We start from the raw sequence: 23,676 nt of genomic DNA on the forward strand, positions 1-23,676 counted from the left end.
GCTGGCGGCATGGCCCGACCCGATCCACCCGACGACGACGACGCTGCACTGTTCCGCGACGCCATCGGCCAGGTGCGCCGTCTGGAAGACGCGCCGGCGCCCCCGCGCAAGGCACCGCCCCGGCCCCGCGCGCGCATGGCCGAGCGCGACGACCTGGATGCGCGCAGCGAATTCCAGCGGGGACTGGATGCGCTCGAGCCGCTGGCGGCGGGCGACACGCTCAGTCATCGCCGCGAGGCACTGCCCGCACGCGCATTCCAGAGGTTGAAGCGGGGCCAGTTCGCGGTGCAGGACGAACTCGACCTGCACGGCGCCACGGCCGTGCAGGCCGAAAGCCTGCTGCGGGGTTTCCTGGCCGAGGCCGTCCTGCACGAATACGGCTGCGTCCGCATCATCCATGGCAAGGGCCAGCGCTCGGACGCGGGCGCGCCGGTGATCAAGAACCTGGTCGACCGCCTGCTGCGCCAGCGCGCGGACGTGCTGGCGTTCCATTCGGCGCCGCCGGCCCAGGGCGGCACCGGTGCGGTGCTGGTGCTGTTGGCGCGACGCCGTTAGGTGGGCGTCAGTTCGTCGAGGCGATGGGCTTGACGACGGTCCGCTTCGGCGGGTTAACCCAGACCACGCGCGTGCCGCGTTGCTTGGCCACGCTGTCGACGTAGGCCACGTAGACCTGGTCGATCTGGGTTTCGCGCTGCATCAGCGGCGCATCGCGCATCGCGCTCTGCGTGCTGGCACAGCCTGCCGACAATGCGGCCAGGAACAGGGTTGCGCACACCAGGCTGAAACGTTTCATGGTGACCTCCCGTCGGTTCGAGTGGATGCAGCATCCCACCGGAGTGGGGCCTCCGGCTCACCTTCGGCTTATACGCCTGCTGCTGCAGGCTTCCAGTCCCCTCAACGGCCTTCCGACGAACGGTCGGAGCCGGGTCGCGGCGCCTCCGATACCTCGCCCAGTTCGTGCAGCACCGCCGTCGCATAACTGCCCGGCGGCAACGCAAAGGCCACGCGCAGCACCGACGACGCAGGCCACTCCCACGCCAGTCCTTCGGGACGGAGCCGCAACGCACGGCGTTCCTGGCGCAGCCCTTCCAGCTCCAGGCCGGCCTTCAGCGCTTGGGCATCGTCGGCCTGCAACGCGGCCTCCTCGCAGTGGCGGGCCGCCGCTTCCGCGCGGGAGGCGCCCTGTCCCCACAAGGGACCGGTGGGATGGATGTCGAAATCCGCCAGGCGCTGCGCCAGTGTCCCGCTCCAGGGCTCGGGACCGAACACGCTGCGGCTGCCCGCCAGCATCCAGACCTCGCCTTCCAGACCGCGATTCCAGCTGCCGTCGGCCAGGCGGGCCGTCAGCACGCGGTTGAAAAGTTCCGAGCGCGCGGCCGAGAGCAGCAGCGAGCGCTGCTCGCGGCGCACCCGGCGGCCGGCGAACATCGCCAGCGCGGCCGCCACGTTGCCGCCATCGCGGCCGAAGCGCTGCTCGCCGAACCAGTTGGGCAGGCCATGCGCGGCAATCTCGCCGAGCCGCGCTTCGATGGCGGCCCGGTCACCGGCCACCTCACGCAGGATCAGTTCGAAGCGATTGCCGGCCAACGCTCCCCGCGGCAGCTTGCGCGAATGCCATGAAGCCGCAACGACCTCAAGGTCGTCCGACGCCAGGCCCGCCAGATCCGGCGCCACCTTGTGCGGCAGGTGCACACTGAAACGCTGGCGAGTGACGGCATGGCGATCCTTCAGGCCCGCGTAGCCCACGCCCATCTCGGCGATGCCCGCCCAGGCGGCGATGCGCTTGGCGGCGAAGGCGGTGTTCATGCCGCGCTTCTCCACCGTCAGCAGCAGATGTTCGCCTTCGCCCGAGGGCTCGAAGCCCGCCAGTTCCTCGACGAAGAAGTCCTCGGGCGCGCAACGGAACCGCGCGGTGAGCACCGGCGCGCCGAACGCGCGCGGCAGCGGCTCGCTCACGCCTTCACCAGCAGCACCACGGCCTGCGCCGCAATGCCCTCGCCGCGGCCGGTGAAGCCCAGCGTCTCGCTGGTCGTGGCCTTGATGCTGACGGCGTCCACCCCGATGCCCAGGTCTTCGGCCACGCGGGCCCGCATGGCATCCGCGTGCGGGCCCACCTTGGGACGTTCGCAGACGACGGTGACGTCCGCATTGCCGACGCGCCAGCCGCGTTCGCGCAGCAGCGCATCGCAATGCCGCACGAACGCACGGCTGTCGGCACCCTTCCAGCGATCGTCGGAGGGCGGGAAATGCCGGCCGATGTCGCCCAGCGCCAGCGCGCCCAGCATGGCGTCGCACAACGCATGCAGCACCACGTCGCCATCGCTGTGCGCCTGTACGCCGCGCTCGTGCGGTACGCGCACGCCGCCCAGCATCAGGTGGTCGCCGTCGCCGAAGGCGTGGACGTCGAAGCCCTGGCCGATGCGGATGTTCAAGGTGTCGGACATGGCGATACCGTGCGGGGTCAGGTGCGGCGCGAAAGCTCGAACTCGAACCGTTCGAGGTCCGCACGCGTGGTGATCTTGAAGTTGCTTTCCGCGCCTTCGACCAGCAACGGACGCAGGCCCAACCGCTCCATCGCCATGGCCTCGTCGGTGACTTCGATGCCTTCGGCCGTGGCGGCTTCCAGCGCGCGGGTCAGTTGCAGGCGGCGGAACAGCTGCGGGGTGAAGGCACGCCACAGGCGCTCGCGCGGCTCGGTGCCGTCTATCCCGCCATCGTCGCCCGCGCGCTTGAGGGTGTCGCGCACGGGCGCGGCCAGGATCGCGCCAACGGGATCGTTCCGGCCGCGCTCCAGCAACTGGGCAAGGTCGTCCCGTCCCAGGTTCGGGCGGGCCGCGTCGTGGACCAGCACGAAATCGTCCGCGCGCACGCTGGGCGGCAATGCCTGCAGACCGGCCAGCACGGACGCCGCCCGGGTCGCCCCGCCCGTGCAGACGATCAACGGTCGCCCCTCGTACTCGGTCCAGCCCGGCCAGTCCGGATCGTTCTCCGACAGCGGCACCACCACGCCTTCCACCGCGTCATGGGCCAACAGCGCCTGCAGCGCCCAGGCGATCAGCGGGCGATCGCGCACGACCCGGTACTGCTTGGGCAATTCGCCCCCGAAGCGGGCACCACGACCGGCGGCAGGAACCACCGCCCAGACACCGGCCATCAGGGCGCAGCCTCTTCGTCCGCCTCGGCGGGCGCCGCATCCCCCGACGCCGGCGCGGACGCCGCCGGCTCGACCACGCGATAGAACGTCTCGCCGGGCTTGATCATGCCCAGTTCGCTGCGTGCGCGTTCCTCCACTGCCGATTCGCCGGACTTGAGGTCCTCGACTTCGGCGGCGAGCGCGTCGTTGCGCTCCTGCAGGCCCGCGTTCTCGCGCTTCTGCGCCGCGACCTGCTGTTCCAGCGCGACGACCTGGCCCGAACTGCCCACGCCGAACCAGAACCTGTACTGCAGCCATCCCAGCAGCAGCACGAGCACCAGCAGGAGCCAGGGCGCCTTGCGCATGGATTACTTCTTCAGCGACACGAAGGCGTTGCGGCCGGCGTAGCGGGCCTTGCCGCCCAGCGCCTCTTCGATGCGCAGCAGCTGGTTGTACTTGGCCACGCGGTCGCTGCGGCACAGCGAGCCGGTCTTGATCTGGGTGGCGGTGGTGGCCACCGCGATGTCGGCGATGGTAGTGTCCTCGGTTTCGCCGGAACGGTGCGACACGATCGCCGCATAGCCCGCGTGGTGCGCCATCGCGATCGCTTCCAGGGTTTCGCTCAGCGTGCCGATCTGGTTGACCTTGATCAGGATCGCATTGGCGGTGCCGGACTCGATGCCTTCCTTGAAGATCTTCGGGTTGGTGACGAACAGGTCGTCGCCCACCAGCTGCACCTTCTTGCCGATCCGCTCGGTCAGCAGCTTCCAGCCCGTCCAGTCGTCCTCGGCCAGGCCGTCCTCGATGGTGATGATGGGGTACTGCGCGGCCCAATCGGCCAGGAAATCGACGAACTGCTCGCTGGTCAGGCGCTTGTTCTCGCCCACCAGGTGGTACTTGCCGTTGTCGAAGAATTCGCTGGAGGCCACGTCCAGGCCCAGCAGCACGTCCTCGCCCGCGGTGTACCCGGCCTTGCCGATGGCTTCCAGGATGGTGTCCAGCGCTTCCACGTTGCTGCGGAAGTCCGGTGCGAAACCGCCCTCGTCGCCGACCGCCGTGCTCAGCCCGTGGCCCTTCAGCACCGACTTCAGCGAGTGGAAGATCTCGGTGCCGGCGCGCAGCGACTCGGCGAACGAGTCGAAGCCGACCGGCAGCACCATGAACTCCTGGAAGTCCACGTTGTTGTCGGCGTGCGCACCGCCGTTGATGATGTTCATCATCGGCACCGGCAGGGTGACCTCGCCGGTGGCCAGGTACTGCCACAGCGGCTGCTTCTTCGAGGCCGCCACCGCATGCGCGTTGGCCAGCGACACGCCCAGCAGCGCGTTGGCGCCCAGGCGGCCCTTGTTCTCGGTGCCGTCCAGGTCGATCAGGCGACGGTCCAGGCCTTCCTGGTCGGTGGCGTCGAACCCGTGCAGCGCGTTCGCGATGGGGCCGTTGACGTTTTCCACCGCCTTGCGCACGCCCTTGCCCAGGTAGCGGGTCTTGTCGCCGTCGCGCAGCTCCACGGCTTCCTTGGTGCCGGTCGAGGCGCCGGACGGCACCATGGCGCGGCCGAAGGAGCCGTCTTCCAGCGTGACCTCGGCTTCGAGGGTGGGATTGCCGCGGGAGTCGAGGATTTCGCGGGCGTGGATCTTGGCGATGTTGGTCATCGTGTCGTCTGCTCAGCTCAGAGAGTGGATTCGAGGAAGCCGTTCTTCTTGGTGATGGTGTCCAGCGCCAGCAACGTTTCCAGCAGCGCTTCCATCTTGTCCAGCGGCCACGCGTTGGGGCCATCGGACAGCGCCTTGGCCGGGTCCGGGTGGGTTTCGGCGAACAGGCCCGCCACGCCCACGGCGACGGCCGCGCGCGCCAGCACCGGCACGAACTCGCGCTGGCCGCCCGAGCTGCTGCCCTGCCCGCCCGGCAGCTGCACCGAATGCGTCGCATCGAACACCACCGGGCAGCCGGTGTCGCGCATCACGCTCAGCGAGCGCATGTCGCTGACCAGGTTGTTGTAGCCGAACGACGCGCCGCGCTCGCAGACCAGGATGTCCTGGTTGCCGGTGGACTTGGCCTTCTCGACCACGGGCTTCATGTCCCACGGCGAGAGGAACTGGCCCTTCTTGATGTTGACCGGCCTGCCGGCCGAGCAGACCTTCCTGATGAAGTCGGTCTGGCGCACGAGGAAGGCCGGCGTCTGCAGCACGTCGACGACGGCGGCGACCTCGTCCATCGGGGTGTACTCGTGCACGTCGGTCAGTACCGGCACGCCGACCTGCTTCTTCACCGCATCCAGCACCTTCAGGCCCTCTTCCATGCCCGGGCCGCGGAAACTGGTGCCGGACGTGCGATTGGCCTTGTCGAAGCTGGACTTGAAGATGAAGTTCATCCCCAGCCGGCCGGTGATTTCCTTCAGGCGGCCGGCGACGTCGATCTGCAGCTGCATCGACTCGATCACGCAGGGGCCGGCGATCAGGAACAGGGGCTGGTCCAGGCCGACGTCGAATCCGCAAAGTTTCATGACTTACTCGCTTCAAGTAGAGAGGAACGAGACGGGAGAAACGAGGAACGAGAGGGGGCACGCGGCTGCGCTCGTCGCGCGTTCCTCTTCACTCGTCCCTGCTTCAAGCCCGCGCTTCCTTCAACAGCTTGCCGCCGGCCTTCTTTTCGCGCGCGGCGCGGATGAAGCCGACGAACAGCGGATGCCCGTCGCGCGGCGTGGACAGGAATTCCGGATGCGCCTGGCAGGCCAGGAACCACGGATGCACGGTGCGCGGCAGTTCAACCATTTCCACCAGCAGATCGTCCATCGACTTGGCGGCGATGACCAGGCCGGCGTCTTCCAGCTGCGTGCGGTAGCGGTTGTTGAATTCGTAACGATGGCGATGGCGCTCGGCCACCACGTCCTTGCCGTACAGCTCGCGCGCCAGCGTGCCGGGCTTCAGGCGCTGCTCCTGCAGGCCCAGGCGCATGGTGCCGCCCAGGTCGGAACGTTCGTCGCGCTTCTCGATCTCGCCGGCGGCGGTGCGCCACTCGGTGATCAGGCCGATGACCGGATGCGGCGACTGCTTGTCGTTCTCGGTGCTGTTGGCGTCGGCCAGGCCCGCCACGTGGCGGGCATAGTCGACCACGGCCGCCTGCATGCCGTAGCAGATGCCGAAGTACGGCACCTTGTGCTCGCGCGCGAAGCGCGAGGTCAGCACCTTGCCTTCGAAGCCGCGGTCGCCGAAGCCGCCCGGCACCAGGATGCCGTCCACGCCCTGCAGCAGGGCCATGTCGGTACCTTCCAGGTCCTGGGCCTCGATCCACTTCAGGTTCACCCGCGTGCGCTGGCGCAGCCCGCCGTGCTTGAGGGCCTCGCCCACGGACTTGTAGGCGTCCTGGTGGTCGACGTACTTGCCGACGACGGCGATGGTCACTTCGTCCAGCGGATTGAGCGTGGCGTCGACCGCGGCTTCCCACTCGGACAGGTCGGCGGCCTTCGCATTGTCGATGCGGAACTGGCGCAGCACGATCTCGTCCAGGCCCTGGCCGTGCAGGCCCATCGGGATGCGGTACAGCACGTCCACGTCCGGCACGCTGATGACGGCGCGCTCGGGCACGTTGGTGAACAGCGAGATCTTGCGGCGCTCGGAATCGGGGATCGGCTGCTCGGACCGGCACAGCAGCACATCGGGCTGGATGCCGATGGAGCGCAGTTCCTTCACCGAGTGCTGGGTGGGCTTGGTCTTCAACTCGCCGGCGGCGGCGACGTACGGCACCAGCGTCAGGTGCATGAAGAGCGCCTTCTCGGGGCCCCGCTCGGTGCGGATCTGGCGGATCGCCTCCAGGAACGGCAGCGACTCGATGTCGCCCACCGTGCCGCCGATCTCCACCAGCGCCACATCGAAGCCTTCGGTGGCCTCGTCGATGCAGCGGCGGATCTCGTCGGTGATGTGCGGGATCACCTGGACGGTGGCGCCCAGGTAGTCGCCACGGCGCTCCTTGCGGATCACGTTCTCGTAGATCCGGCCGGTGGTGATGGAGTTCTTGCGGCTCAGGCGCGTGCGCACGAAGCGCTCGTAGTGGCCCAGGTCCAGGTCGGTCTCGGCGCCGTCGTCGGTGACGTACACCTCACCGTGCTGGAACGGGCTCATGGTGCCCGGGTCGACGTTGATGTAGGGGTCCAGCTTCATCATCGTGACCTTCAGGCCACGCGCTTCGAGGATGGACGCAAGCGAAGCGGCGGCGATGCCCTTGCCTAGCGAGGACACAACGCCGCCGGTAACGAAAATCAGGGGAGTCATGGGCGGGGCTCCGGAAAGCCATAGTCTACAGGCAACAGGTGTCGCCCGGAAGCGCGACGCCCCGCCGAAGCGGGGCGTCCTGAGGCGTCGATGCGCCGCGAAACCCTTGCGCTGCAAAGGTTTCCGGGACAGCCTGGATCAGGGCTTGCGCTCTTCTTTTTCCTCGCCGGCCTTCTTCTGCTGGCCCTCGGCGGCCTTGCGCTGCTTGGCGGCGGCCTCGTTGGCCGCGCGACGGCGCGCCTTGGCTTCCGGATCGGAAGGATCACTGGTCTGGGACTGGTCCTGCTTGGGCTTGTCGGCGTCGGTCGCGGTCTTGGACTGGGCGAACGCCTGGAACGCGAACAGCACGCCTACGGCGGCGGCGGACAGCAGCAACAGGTTGCGGGACTTCATGGCAGGGCTCCTCGTGGATGACGGAAATCTGGGGGCGCCGGGCGGCGATCCCAAGGGCATCCCTGTCCACCCGCGCAGTTTCAGTCCGTGCGACTGAACATGGCGAAAATCCGGGGCAGGCGGCACACTGCCGCACCCCTACGGCCCCGACAGAGGATGTCGAACGCGTTTCCCCCGCTGCGTGCGCCCCCAGGCGTGACCTTGGGACAGGCGGGAGTTTCCCCGCCGACTATCACTACAATCCGCACACCCGCCCCGCCCTGCCGGGCGCCGCACAGCCCCGCCGAGACACCGCAAACCCCATGAGCAGTCGTTACAACGCCGCAGACATCGAAGTCCTTTCCGGCCTTGACCCGGTCAAGCGCCGGCCCGGCATGTACACCGACACCTCGCGCCCCAACCACCTGGCGCAGGAAGTCATCGACAACGCGGTGGACGAGGCGCTGGCCGGCCATGCCGGCAGCATCGAGGTCACCCTGTACAAGGACGGCAGCTGCGAAGTCAGCGATGACGGCCGCGGCATGCCGGTGGACATCCACCCCGAGGAGAAGATTCCCGGTGTCGAACTGATCCTCACGCGGCTGCATGCCGGCGGCAAGTTCAGCAACAAGAACTACACCTTTTCCGGCGGCCTGCATGGCGTGGGCGTGAGCGTGGTGAATGCGCTGTCCACCCTGGTGGAAGTGCACATCAAGCGCGACGGCAGCGAACACCGCATCACCTTCCGCGATGGCGACCGCGCCACGCCGCTGGAAGTGGTGGGCAGCGTGGGCAAGAAGAACACCGGCACGCGCGTGCGGTTCTGGGCCGATCCGAAGTACTTCGATACGCCCAGGTTCAACGTGCGCGCCCTGCGGCACCTGCTGCGCGCCAAGGCGGTGCTGTGCCCGGGCCTGAACGTCACCCTGTTCGACGAGGCCACCGGCGAGCGCGACAGCTGGCACTACGAGGACGGCCTGCGCGACTACCTCAAGGGCGAGATGGCCGGCCGCGAACTGCTGCCGCCGGAGCTCTTCGTCGGCCAACTGAAGAAGGACAGCGAAGTCGTCGACTGGGCCGTGGCCTGGGTGCCCGAAGGCGAACTGGTCCAGGAAAGCTACGTCAACCTGATCCCGACCGCGCAGCACGGCACCCACGTCAACGGCCTGCGCAGCGGCCTGACCGATGCGCTGCGCGAGTTCTGCGACTTCCGCAACCTGCTGCCGCGCGGCGTGAAACTGGCGCCCGAAGACGTGTGGGACCGCGTGACCTTCGTGCTTTCGCTGAAGATGACCGACCCGCAGTTCAGCGGCCAGACCAAGGAACGCCTGTCCTCACGCCAGGCCGCCGGCTTCATCGAGGGCGCGGCGCACGACGCCTTCAGCCTGTGGCTGAACCAGCACGTGGACCTGGGCGAGAGGATCGCGCAGATCGCCATCGAGCGCGCCAGCGCCCGCCTGAAGACCGAGAAGCAGATCGTTCGCAAGAAGGTCACCCAGGGCCCCGCCCTGCCCGGCAAGCTGGCCGACTGCATCAGCCAGGACCTGTCGCGCACCGAACTGTTCCTGGTGGAAGGCGACTCGGCCGGCGGCTCGGCCAAACAGGCGCGCGACAAGGATTTCCAGGCCATCCTGCCGCTGCGCGGCAAGATCCTGAACACCTGGGAAGTCGCGTCCGGCAGCGTGCTGGCATCGCAGGAAGTGCACGACCTGGCCGTGGCGATCGGCTGCGACCCGGGCAAGGACGACATCAGCGGCCTGCGTTACGGCAAGGTGGTGATCCTGGCCGATGCCGACTCCGACGGCCTGCACATCGCCACGCTGCTGAGCGCGCTGTTCCTGCGCCACTTCCCCGCGCTGGTCGCCGCCGGCCACGTGTTCGTGGCGATGCCGCCGCTGTTCCGCGTGGACGTGGGCAAGCAGGTGTTCTACGCGCTGGACGAGGAAGAGAAGCGTCTGCTGCTGGAGAAGATCGAACGCGAGAAGATCCGCGGCGCGGTCAACGTCACCCGCTTCAAGGGCCTGGGCGAAATGAACCCCGCGCAGTTGCGCGAATCCACCATCCATCCCGATACGCGCCGGCTGGTGCAGCTGACGGTCGACGACGACCTGCAGACGCGCGGACTCATGGACATGCTGCTGGCGAAGAAGCGCGCGGGCGATCGCAAGACGTGGCTGGAGACCAAGGGCGACCTGGCCTCGCTCGAGGTCTGATTCTGCGGCGATCCCTTGACGGCGGGAACCTCCCGCCGTCATTGAACATGGCGTTCACCCCGCCGGTGCGATAACCCCGGCATGGCTTCGACGTCCGTACTGGATCAACACGCTTACACCTTCGGCCTGGAGGAGGAGTACTTCCTCGTGCGCCGGAACGGGCGCCGGCTGCGGCACATGCCGCGCCGCTTCTTTGCCGACTGCCGCCAAGCCCTGGGCGAACGCTTCGGCAGCGAGATGCTGCAGACCCAGGTGGAAGTCCAGACCGGCGTGCACGACGATCCGCACGCCGCCGAACAGGACCTGCGTACGCTTCGCCGCACCGTCACCGGCATCGCCCATCGCCATGGGCTGGGGATCCTGGCGGCCGGCACGCACCCGTCCGCGCAGTGGCGCGGCCAGCTCAGCACCGACAAGCCGCATTACGACCAGGTGATGGGCGAACTGCAGATGCTGGGGCAACGCAACCTGCTGTGCGGCCTGCACGTGCACGTGCAGCCGGCCGACCCCGGCCAGCGCGTGGCGCTGATGGCGCGCATGCAACCGTTCCTGCCGCTGTTGCTGGCGCTGAGTACCTCATCCCCCTTCTGGATGGGGCATGCCACCGGCCTGATGGGCTACCGGCAGACCGCCTACCAGGAGATCCCGCGCACCGGATTGCCGCCGCTGTTCCGCCACCAGACCGAATACGACCAGTATGTGCAGCGCATGACCGATGGACGCGCGATCCAGGACGCGAGCTTCCTGTGGTGGGCGTTGCGGCCGTCGCTGGCCTTTCCCACCCTCGAGCTGCGCGTCACCGACGCCTGCACCGACCTGTGCGACGCACTGGCCATCGCACAGCTCTACCGTTGCCTGGTGCGGCACCTCGAGCGCAGGCCACAGCTGTACGCCGACCTGCATGCGGGCGACCAGGCGATCGTCGCGGAAAACCTGTGGCGGGCGCAGCGCCACGGGTTCGATGCCGGCCTGATCGATCTGGGCAGCCGTCGCCTGGTGGCGGTGCGCGAGATGCTCGAGAACACGCTGCAGGCGCTGGACGACGACATCCGCGCACTCGGTTGCGCCCGGCAGGTCGAGCGCGTGTGGCGCATCCTGGATGAGGGCACCAGCGCCCACGCGCAACTGCGGCGCTACCGGGAGCGGAGGGACGCCGGCGACAGCCATGCCGCCGCGCTGGCGCATGTGGTGCATTGGCTCGCCGATGCGAGCGCCCCCACGTAGATGCGCGGGATCATCGGGCCACGGTCTTCTGCTGCGACACCACGAACACCCCCGCCATCACCAGCACCGTGCCGGCCACCTGCCACGGCCCCATCGGTTCGCCCAGCAGCAGCAGGCTCAGCACGATGGTCGAAACGGGGCCGATCATGCCGACCTGCGCTGCCAGCGTGGAGCCGATCCGCGCCACCGCCATCATCACCGCCAGCACCGGCAGCACGGTGCACAGCGTTCCGTTCACCAGCGACAGCGCATGCACCTGCCACGGCAGCGCCAGCGCGTCCAGCGGCCGCAGCAGCGCGAACTGCAGCAGGCACAGCACGCAGGCCACGCTGCTGGCGTAGGCGGTCAGGCGCACCGCGCCCACCCGCGCGACCAGCTCGCCGCTGCCCACCAGGTACACCGCGTACGCCAGCGCGCTGCCGAACACCAGGACGCCACCGAGCATGATGTCGTCGCCGCCCGCCTGCAGGTCGTGGCCGAACGCCAGGGCCACGCCCGCATAACTGACCAGCAGCGCGAGTGCCTGCCGACAGGTGATACGGCGGCCGAACGCCAGCCAGCCGATCAGCGCCACCAGGGTCGGGGTGAGATACAGGATCAGCCGCTCCAGCGTGGCCGTGATGTAGGCCAGCCCCGCGAAGTCCAGGAAGCTGGCGAGGTAGTAGCCGAGGAAGCCGAGCGACAGGATGCGCCAGCGGTCCGCCGCGGACAGGGGCGCACCGCGGCGTGCGGCCCATGCGCCCATCGCCAGGAAGAACGGGAACGCCACCAGCATCCGCAGCGCCAGCAGCGTGACCGCATCGGCGCCATAGCGGTAGCCGAGCTTGACGATGATCGCCTTGCCCGAGAATGCGATAGCGCCCAGCGCGGCCAGGGCCAGGCCGGACCGGCTGACCGCGCGCATTGCGGGATGGGTGGACGGCGCGTCCACCGCTTCGGCGGGCGCCACGTCCAGCGGCTGGGCCAGTTCGTCCTCCGCGCCCGGCCGGCTCATCGGCGCGCGGTCATGCCAGCGTGCATTCCAGCAGGCGCCGGATCAGCGCCTGGGTCGGCGCTGCGCGTCCGGGCAGATAGTCGAAGCTGTCCTCGTCCATGTAGGTGAGCTGCGCCAGCTCAAGCTGGACGGCCTGCACCTGGTTGGACGGATCGGCGTAGTGCCGGGTGATGTAGCCGCCGCGGAACCGACCGTTGACCACGAAACTGTAATCCGACTGCGACGCAAGGACCGCCTCCAGCGCCTGTTGCAACGCAGGCGAGCAGCTGGCACCGCCCGCGGTACCCAGGTTGAAGTCCGGCAGCCGTCCTTCGAACAGGAACGGCACTTGGCTGCGGATCGAATGGCCCTCCCACAGCACCGCACGTCCGTGCACGCCGCGGATGCGTGCGAGTTCACGCTGCAGGGCCTGGTGGTAGGGCCGCCAGTAGGTGTCGACGCGGGCGGCGATCTCGTCCGGCGTAGGCCCCTGGCCCGGCAGGTACACCGGATCGCCGCTGAAACGCACGGTAGGGCACAGGCCGGTGGTGTTCTGACCGGGATAGAGCGAGACATCGTCCTGGGGCCGGTTCAGGTCGACCACATAGCGCGAATGCACCGGCACGATGAGCGAAGCGCCCAGCGCGCGCGCGAAGCCATACAGCTCCGCGACATGCCAGTCGGTGTCCGGCACGCGCCGCGCCTCGGGCGTCAGGCGCGCGGCGATGTCGTCGGGCACGCGCGTGCCGTTGTGCGGCAGGCTGATGAACAGCGGCGTGGTGCCCTGGTGCAGCAGGTAGGTGTCCATGGCGGCATTGTATCGCCGCACCCGTCCCGCGACTCAGCGCATCAGCACCACCTCCTCGGCGCTGGTGGGATGGATGGCCACGGTGTCGTGCAGGTCGGCGAGCGTGATGCCCTTCTTCACCGCCACCGCGAACCCCTGCAGCATTTCGTCGGCACCTTCACCCAGCAGGTGGAGGCCCACCACGCGCTGCTCCTCGCCCACGCATACCAGCTTGAACAGACTGCGCTGCGGCGAGTCGGCCAGTGCGTGCAGCATGGGGCGGAACCGCGTGGCGTAGGTCTTCACGTTGTCGCCATGCTCGGCGCGGGCTTCGTCTTCGGTCTGCCCCACCTTGCCTGCCGGCGGATGCGAGAAGACGACGGTGGCGATGTCGCGGTAGTCCAGGCGGGCTTCGGCCTGACCGCCGAACAGCCTGTCCATCAGGCGCCGTGCCGCCGCGATGGCGACCGGCGTCAGCGCGGCCTGGCCGGTGACATCGCCCACCGCGTGGATCCCGGGCATGTTCGTGTCCTGCCACGCATCGACCTGCACGAAGCCGCGCGCATCGATGGCCACGCCCGCCTCTTCCAGACCCATGCCGCCGGTATTGGGCACGCGGCCGGTCGCGAAGATCAGGCTGTCGAAGCGCTGGCTGCGCGTACCGTCCTCCGCCAGCACGATCACGCCGCCGTGGGGCGCCTCCTCCAGCGCCGCCACCGCATGACCGAAATGCAGGTGCACGCCGTGTTGCCGCATGTCATCGGCCAGTTCGGCGGTGATCTGAGCATCGAAGCCCTCCAGCAGCCGCGGACCGCGCACGAACAGTTCCACCTGGCTGCCCAGGGCCTGCAGCACGCCGGCCAGTTCCACCGCCACGTACCCGCCACCGACGATGGCCACGCGCCGCGGCGCCGCGCACAGGCTGAAGAAGTCGTCGGATACCTGCCCCAGCATCGCGCCCGGGATCGCCGGTCGCGAGGGCCGCCCGCCGGTGGCGATCAGCAGGTGCTCCGCACGCAGGGGCACCCCGTCGGCGTTCACCACGGTGCGCGCATCCAGCAACCGTCCATGGCAGGGCATCAGCACCACGCCGCTTTCGTCCAGCCGCTTGCGATAGCTGCCATGGATGCCCGCGATGTAGCGCTGGCGATGGACGATGAACTCCTTCCAGTCCAGCGTCGGCGATGGCGTGTCGAAACCCAGCGACGCGGCCATCGCGATCTTCTGCGAGAGTTCGGCCGCCAGCCACATCGCTTTCTTCGGCACGCAGCCGACATTGACGCAGGTGCCGCCCAGTTCCCCGGGCTCCAGCAGGGCCACGCGCGCGCCCTGGGACGCCGCGCGGAAAGCGCCCGCCAGTCCGCCGGAGCCGCCGCCGATCACGATCAGGTCGAAGTCCTGCGGCGTCATGCGAAGCGCTCCGGTCGGTAGGGCGAAGGATCGAAGGCCGGCGGGCGGCCCGTCATCAGGTCGGCCATCAGTTGCCCGGTGGCGGTGCTCATGCTGATGCCCAGCATGCCGTGGCCGGCCGCGATCCAGACCTTGCGCTGTCCCGGCGCGCGCCCGAGCAGAGGCAGGTCGTCCCAGGTCATCGGTCGCCACCCGCACCAGCGCTCGTGCACCTCGGCGCCGACCGGCTCGCGCAGGAACTCGCGCGCGCCCCGCTCCAACGCCGCCAGGCGCGTCGCGTTGAGCGTGTCGTCATGGCCGGAGAATTCCATCGTGCTGCCCAGACGGAAGCCGCTGCCCCAGACCGTCACGCAGACCGAGCGGTCCTTCAGCACCATCGGATGGCGCGGCACGAGCGCAGGACGCGAATAGGTGATCGAGTACCCCTTGCCGGGCTGGATCGGGGCACGGATGCCCAGCCGGCGCGCGAATGCGGGCGTCCACGCGCCCAGCGCGATCACCGCATCGCGCCCCCTGAATTCGCCCCGCGACGTCGCCAGGCGAACGCCATCGGGCATGGACTCCAGTCGATCGACCCGGCACTGCGGCTCGATCAGGCCGCCGCGCTCGCGCACCACGCGCGCGAGTTCGGCCACATAGCGGTCCGGGCGCAGCCGTGCGTCGCCGGGGAACCGGATGGCACCGGCCACGCCGGGCAGCATGGCCGGCTCTTCCCGTTCGTAGTCGGCGCCGCCGAAGACCTCCGTGGCGATGCCGAACTCCTTCAGCAGCACGCTCTCGTCCACGTACTGCTGGAACTTGCGCGGGTCGCGGAAGACGTAGTCCAGGCCCTCTTCCTCGAATTCGCACTGCAGGCCGTAGCGGCCGACCCAGTCGGCCAGCCGGGCACGCGCATCGTTGAGCAGCGCCGCGCGCGCCTGCGTGCTCTGCCGCCAGTCGCGCGGATTACAGCGGGCGGCGAAGCGCAGCAGCCAGTACCACAGCGCCGGATCGACGCGGGGCTTGATGTAGAGGGGCGCATCGGGGGTGAACATCCAGCGCAGCGCCTGCGCCACCACGCCGGGGGCCGCCAGTGGTGGTGCATGGCTGGGGGTGATGGTGCCGCAGTTGCCGTGCGAGGCACCGCCACCGACGGCGCCGGCATCCAGGATGCGCACGCTGCGGCCGGCTTCGAGCAGGGCCAGCGCGGTCGCTAGGCCGATGGCGCCGCCGCCGATGATGAGGACGTCGTCGTGGGGGGGATTCACTCCGACAGTGTATTCCCAATCATGGCGCCCGCAGCCGCATCGGCTGCGGCGACGCGTAGGTCAGCGACCGCCACAGCCATTCCATCGGGCCGAACCGGAAGCGCGACAGCCAGGCATGGCTGAGCAGCACCTGCCCTGCGAACAGCGCCAGTGCGAACAACGGATGCCATGCGCGCGGCAACTGCTCGAAATACCCCAGGCCGTAGCCGTAGAAGATCCACGTGCACACCAGCGACTGCATCAGGTAATTGGTCAGGGCCATGCGGCCGGCGGGCGCCAGCACCGACAGCGCCCGTTCGAACGCCGGCGACTGCAGAGCCCGCAGGATCCACGCCACATAGCCCAGGCACATCAGCAGGTTGGCCGTCATCTGCAGCGCGAAGGCGGTGGACAGCCGCAGGTTGAAGGTGGCGAAGTCCATCGTCGGCGACAGCGCCAGCGAGCCCAGCATCGCCAGCAGGCCGAGCGGCAAGGCGCCCCAGCGCAGCAGCCCGTAGAGACGGCCGAACTCCCGTGGCCGCGCGATGGCGCCGCTGCGCACGAACCAGGCCCCCAGCAGGAACAGCCCGAAGGCGATGAAACCGAACATGGTGATGTTGCTCAGCGCCATGCCGGTGCTCTTGAGGCGCTGCCACGTGGCGTCGGCATAGCTGCCGCCGCCGTAGGCCGCGCGTTCGCTTTCGATCAGCGCCTGCATCTGCGCGCCGATCTGGCCCATCGCCTTGTCCCAGGCCTCGGTGCCGGCCAGCAGCGACCCCATGGCGCCCATCAGGTACATGAAGGCGATCGGCGCGGCGTACGCCGCCAGGCCCAGCCAGGGGTACCAGCGACAGGGCAGCGGCCGGAACGCAAGCAGCAGGAACGAGCACAGCGCGTACATCATCAGGATGTCGCCGGCCCAGATGAAGACCGCATGCAGCACGCCGATCGCCAGCAGCACCAGCCCGCGCCGCCAGTAGGTGCCCGCGAACGGACGGCCCGCCTGCTCGGCGCGCTGCGACATCACGGCGAACCCCATGCCGAACAGCAGCGAGAACAGCGTGTAGAACTTGCCCTGCACCAGCACGTAGACCAGCAGGTCGACGAAGCGGTCGGCACCGGTCAGCGCCGGATCCACGCCGCTGGCGGACGCCATTACCGGCCCGACGAAGCCTTCCAGGTTCATCAACAGGATGCCCAGCAGCGCGAAACCGCGCAGCACGTCCATCGCCTCGATGCGTTCGGTCACCGCGATCGGTGACAGGTTCCCCTTGATCGTTGCCGTCATTCCCTTCCCCTGTTCGATACCGGGATTAGACCACGCCGCCCGCCTCTTCCTGCATGCCAAAAGGAACGGCCCGCTTTCGCGGGCCGTTCCGGGTACGACGCTTGCGTGGCTCAGTGGTGATGACCACCCTCGCCATGCACGTGGCCGTGCTCGATCTCTTCGGCGCTGGCCTCGCGCACGTCGACGATCTCCACGTCGAAGTGCAGGTCCTTGCCCGCCATCGGGTGGTTGAGGTCCACGTCCACCACGCTCATGCCAACCTTCTGGATGGTCACGGCGCGCGGACCGAAGTTGGTCTGCAGCACCACCTGCTGGCCCGGCACCAGGCGCTGGTTGCCGAAGTGCTTCTTCGGCACCCGCTGGGTCAGGCCGTCGCGGCGCTCGCCATAGGCATCGGCCGCAGCCACGTCCACGCCGAAGCTGTCGCCGGCCTGGCGGTCCTGCATGGCGTTCTCCAGGCCCGGGATGATGTTGCCGTGGCCGATCATGATGGCCAGCGGCTCACGGTCCTTCGAACTCTCGATCGGCTCCTGGCCGACTTCGGACACGGTGTAGTGGAAACGGACGACGCTGTCTTTTGCGATTTTCATGCGGGACTCTGGGCGGGGCCTGCCGGCCGGCAGGACGGGGGCGGCTTGTCGGCCGCCGGGGAATGCGGCGAAGATGCGCCGCGATGAAGGTCCGACATTATCCCGGCTTGCCCGCGCCCGCGCCACTTCACCGGTGGGCCGCGGCCATGGTCTGCGGCGCCCTGCTGGCATTGGCCGGATGCGGCGGCTCCAAGCCGCAGGCGCACAGGACCGCGCCGCCGAGCCAGCGCGACTGGCCGGCGGTGCAGGCCGACGATCCCGCCGCCGCCACCTCGGTGCTGATGCGGGCCATCGGCCTGGTGGGCACCCCTTACCGGTACGGCGGCAACACACCGGAGTCGGGCTTCGACTGCAGCGGCCTGGTGACCTACGTGTACCGGGACATGCTGGACGTGCGCCTGCCGCGCACCTCGCGGGAACTGGCCCAGGTGCAGGGTCCGAAGATCGAGCCGCGCCGGCTGGCGCCGGCCGACCTGGTGTTCTTCGGCAGCCGCGGCAACGTCACCCACGTGGGCATCTACGTAGGCGAAGGCCGCTTCGTCCACGCCCCCAGCACCGGCGGCACGGTCCGGCTGGACCATCTGGATGGCCCCTACTGGCGGGACCACTACACCGGCGCGAAACGCGTGCTTCGTTAGGAATCGGTCAACTCTGTGACAGCGGACGTTCACGTTTAACGAATAAATAACGATTTATGAACCAAATCGGTCCGATCAGCCGGCATCATCGTGACCATCCTGTGAAACCCATCCGCGCGTGACGACCGACGACCTGCCGACAGGCCTGCCAGCCGCCACCCACCGCATCCCGCGGGGGGTTACCCGTATCCTCCTCAGCCTGTCGCTCTGCGTCGCCGCTTCCACGGTCGCCGCCCAGAGCGCGCCAGTGCCGGCCGATGCCACCGTTGCCGCGGCCGCCAGTGCCGATGTGGTCGAAGCGCCTGCCGCGACACCTGCCAAGTCGGTGACCGCCAGCGTCAAGGAAAAGGCCGCCGAGGCCGCCACCGCCACCCTGTCCGCCCTGCTTCCGCGCCTGGCCGCCAGCGATACGCTGCCGCTGGTCGACCGTTCGGCGATGGTGGCCGGCGACATCAGCAAGCTGCTGGCCGCCTATGACCTGAGCAAGGAAGGCGTGGTGGCTCAGGAACAGCAGGGCGGCAAGGTCCAGGCCGTGCTGCAGCGTGCGCTGGCCCTGATGGGTACGCCCTACCGCTGGGGCGGCACCTCCCCCGACAGCGGTTTCGACTGCAGCGGACTGGTCGGTTACGTGTTCCGCACCGCACTGGGCATCGAACTGCCGCGCGTGTCCCGCGACATGGCCAGCAAGGCCGACGCCGAACTGGTCGCGGCACGCGAAGAACTGCGCCAGGGCGACCTGGTGTTCTTCGGACTGAAGGGCCGCGTGAACCATGTCGGTATCTACGTGGGCGAAGGGCGTTTCCTGCATTCGCCCAGCCGCGGCAAGGACGTGCGCGTGGACAGCCTGCTGACCGGCTACTGGGCCAACCGCTATCTCAGTGGCCGTCGCGTGGCGATGTAAGCCCCGCACGTTTTCCGCGACACGATGAAGGCCGCCATGCGCGGCCTTTTTCATTCTGCCGCCACGGTGCAGCGCAGCTTGCGCCACAGGCCGCCCTGCCGCCATCCTCGGCCGGCGCGCCGACACCGCGCGCCCGCTGTCTTTTCGCGCCGAAAGGGAGTCGCACGCGATGCAGGCTTCACTGCTGACCAACCTGCTGTTGCCGTTGGCCCTGGGCATCATCATGCTGGGGCTGGGGCTGGGACTGACGCTGGAGGATTTCCGCCGCGTCGCGCGCTATCCGCGCGCGGTGCTGATCGGACTGGCCCTGCAGACGCTGGTGCTGCCCTGGGCCGCGTTCGGGCTGGCACTGGGCTTCGGCCTGCCAGCCGAACTCGCCGTCGGCCTGATGCTGCTGGCCGCTTCGCCCGGCGGCGCGACCGCCAACATCTACAGCCACCTCGCGCGCGGCGACGTGGCGCTGAACATCACCCTGACCGCGATCAACAGCCTGCTCTGCCTGCTGACGCTGCCGGTGATCCTCAACCTGTCGCTGGAGTACTTCCTGGGCGCCGGCCAGTACGTGCCGCCGCCGACGAAGAAGGTGGTCGAAGTGGCCGCCATCATCCTGCTGCCCGTCGCCATCGGCATGGTCATCCGCGCCCGCGCCGCCGGGTTCGCGGCGCGCACCGAAAAGCCCATCCGCCTGCTGTCGGTGCTGGTGCTGGCGTTGCTGGTGGCCGCAGCGGTAGCGCAGGAGTGGAAGACCCTGACCGCCTACTTCGCCCTTGTCGGCCTGGCCTGCCTGCTGTTCAACCTGGCCAGCATGGGCGCCGGCTACGCCGCGCCGCTGGCGCTGCGCCTGCCGAAGAAGCAGGCCATCGCCATCGCCATGGAGATCGGCATCCACAACGGCACGCTGGCCATCTTCATCGCGCTCAACGTGCTGGAGGACGCGACCATCTCAGTACCGGCGGCGGTCTACAGCCTGCTGATGTTCGTCACCGCGGCGGTGTTCGCCTGGTGGGTGTCGCGCGGCGGGCGCGAGGCCAACGGCTAACTGCCCGAGTCGGAACCGCGCGCCACATAGGCCATGCTGATGGACGCGGGCGCCGTGTCGGCGAAGCCGAACTGCGCATAGAGGTGCCGGGCCTCTCCGTCGGCGACCAGCATGATGTACGCCGACGGCGGCGCGTTCGCGCGCAACCATGCATCCAGCGCTGCCATGATGCGTTTGCCCAGTCCCTGCCCCTGATGGTCGCGTTGCACGGCGATGTCCACGACGACGAACACGGTGCCGCCATCGCCGACCACCCGCCCCATGCCGATCACCTCACCGGCCTTCAGCAGGCTGACGCCGTACAGCGTGTTCGCAAGCCCCCGCTCGGCGGCTTCTTGCGACTTCGGCGACAAGCCGGTCTCGGCGCGGAGCCGCCGATAGGTGGGCGCATCGGGGAACGACCCGATCAGTTCGATCGCCCCGGCATCACTCATGACGTTGGCGCGGCGTCATCCGCCAGACCCACGTTGGTAGACCCCGAGTCGTAGGTCTCCCTGTCCAGCAGTCCGGTCTCCTTCGCCACCAGCACCGGCACCAGCATCTGGCCGGTCACGTTGGTCATGGTGCGCATCATGTCCAGGACCCGGTCGATCGCCACCAGCAGGCCGATGCCTTCCAGCGGCAGGTTGGCGGCGCTCAGTACCAGGGTGACCATCACCGTGGCCGTGCCCGGCACGCCAGCCGTGCCGAAGCTGCCCAGCACCGAGGCCAGCAGGATGACGAAGTACTGGTTCACCGACAGGTCCAGCCCGAAGTACTGGGCCACGAAGATCGACGTCAGCGCCGGATAGATCGCGCCGCAGCCGTCCATCTTGATGCTGGCGCCCAATGGCACGGCGAACGCCGCGTAGTCCTTGTCCACGCCCAGGTTGTGGGTGACGCTGCGCAGCGCGGCCGGCATCGAGGCGAAGCTGGACGAACTGACGAACGCGACCTGCATGCCCGGTGCGGCGCCGCGGAAGAACTTCCACGGATTGAGCCCGTGCGCCAGCAGCAGGCTGCCGTACACCACGATGATGTGCAGCGCGCAGGCCAGGTAGAGCGCGCCGATGTAGCTGCCCAGCGGCAGCAGCTTCTCGAATCCATAGGTGCCGACCAGGCTGCCGATCAGACCGAACGTGCCGATCGGCGTCATCTCCAGCACGAAGCGGGTGACCTGCACCATGGTGTCGCTGGCCTCGCCGGCCAGCTTGCGCAGGCCGGCGCTGCGCTCGCCCAGCTTGACCAGCGCAAAACCGAGCAGGCCGGCGAAGAAGATCACCTGCAGGATCTTGCCCTCGGTGAGCGCCTTGAACGGATTGGCCGGCACGATGTCCAGCAGCACCTGCACCGGCGTGGGCACCTCGCGCACCTGGTAATCCGGCGCCATCATCAAGCCGGTCAGGCCCTTGCCCGGCTGCAAGACCCAGCCCACGGACAGGCCCACGCAGACCGCCAGCGCCGCCGTCACGGCAAACCACAGGAACGTGCGCCCTCCCAGCGCCGCCACCGACTTCTGCCCATGCAGGCTGGACACGGCATTGATCACCGCGAAGAACACCAGCGGCACCGCGATCATCTTGATCAGCGTGACATAGAGGTCGCCCAGCGGCTTTAGCCACACGCCAGCGGCCGGCCCCATCAGCCAGCCCGCCAGTGCGCCCAGCACGAAGCCGGCGACGACGCGCTGCCAGAACGGGATCCTCAACCAGGCCGAGACCAGCTTCATCCGGACGACTCACCAAGTGGACGCGACACCTTAGCCCAAGGTCTGCCACCCCGCGACCCTGCGCACGGAATGCCGGGTGTCATGAACAGGACACTGCACGGACGGCATAATGGCGCGTCCGTCCCCTTCCGGTTCACCATGCTCCCGCGTTCTTTCGTATCGCCGCTCGCCGGCATGACCCTGCTCACCGCCCTGGCCGGCTGCGCCAGCACCGCGCCCTCCTCCTCTCCGGCAACGCACGTCGACGTTCCAGCGGTCGCGCATCCCCAAGGCGAAAGTCCGCAGTGGTGGTACCGGAGCGGTGCGGCGAAGGCCGCCGCGAACGGGGCCATGCAGGGCAAGGCGAAGAACGTCATCGTCTTCCTCGGCGACGGCATGAGCCTGACCACGGTGGCCGCCGCGCGCATCTTCGAAGGCCAGCGCAAGGGCATGCCGGGCGAGGAGAACCTGCTGAGCTGGGAGCGCTTCCCGCACACCGCCTTCAGCAAGACCTACAACACCGATTCGCAGACGCCGGACTCGGCCGGCACCATGACGGCCATCGCCACGGGCGTGAAGTCGCACATGGGCGCCATCGGCGTGTCGGCCGGCCGCAAGGGCGAATGCACGCCCGACGGCAGCAAGGACCTGCTCAGCTGGCTCACGCTGGCCGACAGCGCCGGCCTGGCCACGGGCATCGTCACCACCGCACGCATCACCCATGCCACGCCCGCCGCGACCTACGCCCACGTATCGCACCGCGACTGGGAGAACGACACCGACCTGCCGCCTGAAGCCACCGAGGCCGGCTGCAAGGACATCGCGCAGCAGTTGCTGGCCGCCGCGCGTTTCGGCCGCGGCCCCACCGTCGCGCTGGGCGGCGGACGGGGCGAGTTCCTGCCGGTCGACGCGCGCGATCCGGAAGAGGACGACAAGGTCGGCCAGCGCCTGGACGGGCGCAACCTGGTCGCCGAATGGCAACAGGCGCACCCGCAGGGCGCTTACGTCACCAACACGCAGCAGCTGAAGGCCGCGGCCGATGCGCCGCAACTGCTGGGCCTGTTCGAGTACGACCACATGCAGTTCGAACACGACCGCCGCAAGGACGACCGCGGGGAACCCTCGCTGGCCGAACTGACCCGTGCCGCGATCCGCACCCTGTCGCGCAATGGCGACGGCTTCGTGCTGCTGGTCGAAGGCGCGCGCATCGACCACGCCAACCACTACGGCAATGCGTATCGCGCGCTCGACGAGACCGTCGCGATGTCGGACGCGGTGCGGGCCGCCGTGGAAGCGACCTCGCGCGACGATACGCTGATCGTCGTGACGGCGGACCACTCGCATACGCTGAACTTCGTCGGCTACCCGGTACGCGGCAACCCCATCCTCGGCAAGGTGCGCGGCCAGGGCGGCGAAGACGACACGCCCGGCGACCTCGCGCGCGACCAGACCGGCCTGACCTTCACCACGCTGACGTACGCCAACGGCCCCGGCTACACCGGCGCCAGCAACCGGCAGCCCGCAGGCCCCAAGACCTTCCTGCATGCGCCCAGCAGCGTTGAGCCGGCCGAAGGCCGTCCGGACCTGAGCCACGTCGACACCGAGCATCCCGATTACCTGCAGGAGGCCCTGGTGCCGTTGAAGTCCGAGTCGCACGGCGGCGAAGACGTGGGCATCTGGGCGACCGGCCCTGGCAGCGACGCCTTCCGCGGCACGCTGGAGCAGAACACCATCTACCACGTCATCGTGCAGGCCGCACCGAAACTGCGCGCACGCCTGTGCGCCGCAGGCACCTGCGACGCGAACGGCGTACCGGTGGAGCTGCCGAAGATCGGGGATTTCGAACAGAAGTGACCCCCAGGATCATCCTGCTTCCGTAGGAGCGCCCCATGGGCGCGATGCTCTTCGGGCGAACAACCACAAACTC

24 protein-coding genes are annotated in these 23,676 nt (G+C 68.8%); 7 read left to right on the top strand and 17 right to left on the bottom strand.

Features of this window, described 5'->3' with window-relative positions; translation table 11 throughout:
- Window positions 1–9: 9 nt before the first annotated feature.
- Window positions 10–555, top strand: coding sequence for a Smr/MutS family protein (locus MUU77_RS12715; protein WP_245087465.1), 546 nt, complete (start codon window positions 10–12; stop codon window positions 553–555).
- Between the two features lie 7 nt (window positions 556–562).
- Here MUU77_RS12715 and MUU77_RS12720 read toward each other — a convergent pair whose 3' ends face one another.
- The 9 genes from MUU77_RS12720 to MUU77_RS12760 form a co-directional block, all read right to left on the bottom strand.
- Window positions 563–793 (bottom strand): hypothetical protein, encoded by a 231-nt coding sequence (locus MUU77_RS12720; RefSeq protein ID WP_245087468.1) that lies wholly within the window; start codon window positions 791–793, stop codon window positions 563–565.
- 101 nt (window positions 794–894) lie between these two features.
- Entirely contained in the window at window positions 895–1,956 is a 1,062-nt protein-coding gene (gene truD / locus MUU77_RS12725) for a tRNA pseudouridine(13) synthase TruD (RefSeq protein WP_245087471.1), read from the bottom strand.
- Window positions 1,953–2,444 carry a 2-C-methyl-D-erythritol 2,4-cyclodiphosphate synthase gene (gene ispF / locus MUU77_RS12730; protein ID WP_245087474.1) on the bottom strand — a complete coding sequence of 164 codons (492 nt, stop codon included), beginning with the start codon at window positions 2,442–2,444 and terminating at the stop codon, window positions 1,953–1,955. The genes truD and ispF overlap by 4 nt, the downstream gene beginning before the upstream one ends.
- 17 nt (window positions 2,445–2,461) lie before the next feature.
- Window positions 2,462–3,157, bottom strand: coding sequence for a 2-C-methyl-D-erythritol 4-phosphate cytidylyltransferase (gene ispD, locus MUU77_RS12735; RefSeq protein WP_245094440.1), 696 nt, complete (start codon window positions 3,155–3,157; stop codon window positions 2,462–2,464).
- Window positions 3,154–3,498: a cell division protein FtsB gene (ftsB, locus tag MUU77_RS12740; RefSeq protein ID WP_245087477.1), complete on the bottom strand. Its 345-nt coding sequence runs from the start codon at window positions 3,496–3,498 to the stop codon at window positions 3,154–3,156. Before ftsB ends, ispD begins: the two co-directional genes overlap by 4 nt.
- A 3-nt stretch (window positions 3,499–3,501) precedes the next feature.
- The gene (gene eno, locus MUU77_RS12745) at window positions 3,502–4,785 is read right to left on the bottom strand and encodes a phosphopyruvate hydratase (protein WP_245087480.1); all 1,284 of its coding nucleotides are present in this window, start codon (window positions 4,783–4,785) and stop codon (window positions 3,502–3,504) included.
- Window positions 4,786–4,802: 17 nt separating this feature from the next.
- Window positions 4,803–5,636 carry a 3-deoxy-8-phosphooctulonate synthase gene (gene kdsA / locus MUU77_RS12750; RefSeq protein WP_245087483.1) on the bottom strand — a complete coding sequence of 278 codons (834 nt, stop codon included), beginning with the start codon at window positions 5,634–5,636 and terminating at the stop codon, window positions 4,803–4,805.
- 103 nt (window positions 5,637–5,739) lie between these two features.
- A complete protein-coding gene (locus MUU77_RS12755) occupies window positions 5,740–7,401 on the bottom strand; it encodes a CTP synthase (RefSeq protein WP_245087485.1) in 1,662 nt (553 codons plus the stop codon).
- A gap of 138 nt (window positions 7,402–7,539) precedes the next feature.
- Window positions 7,540–7,794 (bottom strand): hypothetical protein, encoded by a 255-nt coding sequence (locus MUU77_RS12760; RefSeq protein WP_245087488.1) that lies wholly within the window; start codon window positions 7,792–7,794, stop codon window positions 7,540–7,542.
- A gap of 302 nt (window positions 7,795–8,096) precedes the next feature.
- Between MUU77_RS12760 and parE the strand changes: the two genes are divergently transcribed.
- Complete coding sequence (parE, locus tag MUU77_RS12765) at window positions 8,097–9,986, top strand: DNA topoisomerase IV subunit B (RefSeq protein ID WP_245087491.1); 1,890 nt, start codon at window positions 8,097–8,099, stop codon at window positions 9,984–9,986.
- Window positions 9,987–10,067: 81 nt separating this feature from the next.
- Window positions 10,068–11,210: a carboxylate-amine ligase gene (locus MUU77_RS12770; RefSeq protein ID WP_245087494.1), complete on the top strand. Its 1,143-nt coding sequence runs from the start codon at window positions 10,068–10,070 to the stop codon at window positions 11,208–11,210.
- Window positions 11,211–11,220: 10 nt separating this feature from the next.
- On the opposite strand, the gene MUU77_RS12775 is transcribed toward MUU77_RS12770, so the two are convergent.
- The 6 genes from MUU77_RS12775 to MUU77_RS12800 all read right to left on the bottom strand — a co-directional run bounded on the left by MUU77_RS12775 (window position 11,221) and on the right by MUU77_RS12800 (window position 17,484).
- A complete protein-coding gene (locus MUU77_RS12775; RefSeq protein WP_245094443.1) occupies window positions 11,221–12,114 on the bottom strand; it encodes a DMT family transporter in 894 nt (297 codons plus the stop codon).
- 100 nt (window positions 12,115–12,214) lie between these two features.
- Window positions 12,215–12,991 (bottom strand): N-formylglutamate deformylase, encoded by a 777-nt coding sequence (hutG, locus tag MUU77_RS12780; RefSeq protein WP_245087497.1) that lies wholly within the window; start codon window positions 12,989–12,991, stop codon window positions 12,215–12,217.
- Between the two features lie 33 nt (window positions 12,992–13,024).
- On the bottom strand, window positions 13,025–14,380 hold the full coding sequence (gene gorA, locus MUU77_RS12785; protein ID WP_245087500.1) for a glutathione-disulfide reductase: 1,356 nt from the start codon (window positions 14,378–14,380) through the stop codon (window positions 13,025–13,027).
- Window positions 14,377–15,627, bottom strand: a complete 1,251-nt coding sequence (locus MUU77_RS12790) for an FAD-dependent oxidoreductase (protein WP_245087502.1) — start codon at window positions 15,625–15,627, stop codon at window positions 14,377–14,379. The genes gorA and MUU77_RS12790 overlap by 4 nt, the downstream gene beginning before the upstream one ends.
- Before the next feature lie 19 nt (window positions 15,628–15,646).
- Entirely contained in the window at window positions 15,647–16,894 is a 1,248-nt protein-coding gene (locus MUU77_RS12795; protein WP_245087505.1) for a DUF418 domain-containing protein, read from the bottom strand.
- Between the two features lie 110 nt (window positions 16,895–17,004).
- Window positions 17,005–17,484, bottom strand: a complete 480-nt coding sequence (locus MUU77_RS12800; protein ID WP_245087507.1) for a peptidylprolyl isomerase — start codon at window positions 17,482–17,484, stop codon at window positions 17,005–17,007.
- A 146-nt stretch (window positions 17,485–17,630) separates the two neighbouring features.
- Between MUU77_RS12800 and MUU77_RS12805 the strand changes: the two genes are divergently transcribed.
- The 3 genes from MUU77_RS12805 (at window position 17,631) to MUU77_RS12815 (ending at window position 20,062) form a co-directional block, all read left to right on the top strand.
- On the top strand, window positions 17,631–18,122 hold the full coding sequence (locus MUU77_RS12805) for a C40 family peptidase (protein WP_245087510.1): 492 nt from the start codon (window positions 17,631–17,633) through the stop codon (window positions 18,120–18,122).
- A gap of 166 nt (window positions 18,123–18,288) precedes the next feature.
- On the top strand, window positions 18,289–19,023 hold the full coding sequence (locus tag MUU77_RS12810; RefSeq protein ID WP_245094447.1) for a C40 family peptidase: 735 nt from the start codon (window positions 18,289–18,291) through the stop codon (window positions 19,021–19,023).
- 169 nt (window positions 19,024–19,192) lie between these two features.
- On the top strand, window positions 19,193–20,062 hold the full coding sequence (locus tag MUU77_RS12815) for a bile acid:sodium symporter family protein (protein WP_245087513.1): 870 nt from the start codon (window positions 19,193–19,195) through the stop codon (window positions 20,060–20,062).
- Here MUU77_RS12815 and MUU77_RS12820 read toward each other — a convergent pair.
- Window positions 20,059–20,496, bottom strand: a complete 438-nt coding sequence (locus MUU77_RS12820; RefSeq protein ID WP_245087515.1) for a GNAT family N-acetyltransferase — start codon at window positions 20,494–20,496, stop codon at window positions 20,059–20,061. The two genes, MUU77_RS12815 and MUU77_RS12820, sit on opposite strands and share 4 nt — an antisense overlap.
- Window positions 20,493–21,770, bottom strand: coding sequence for a dicarboxylate/amino acid:cation symporter (locus MUU77_RS12825; protein ID WP_245087518.1), 1,278 nt, complete (start codon window positions 21,768–21,770; stop codon window positions 20,493–20,495). Before MUU77_RS12825 ends, MUU77_RS12820 begins: the two co-directional genes overlap by 4 nt.
- A gap of 138 nt (window positions 21,771–21,908) precedes the next feature.
- Here MUU77_RS12825 and MUU77_RS12830 point away from each other — a divergent pair, with 138 nt between their 5' ends.
- A complete protein-coding gene (locus tag MUU77_RS12830; RefSeq protein ID WP_245087521.1) occupies window positions 21,909–23,603 on the top strand; it encodes an alkaline phosphatase in 1,695 nt (564 codons plus the stop codon).
- Window positions 23,604–23,676 lie beyond the last annotated feature (73 nt).

The sequence above is a fragment of the Pseudoxanthomonas sp. F37 genome (genome assembly GCF_022965755.1).
In the GTDB taxonomy this organism is placed as follows: Bacteria; Pseudomonadota; Gammaproteobacteria; order Xanthomonadales; family Xanthomonadaceae; genus Pseudoxanthomonas_A.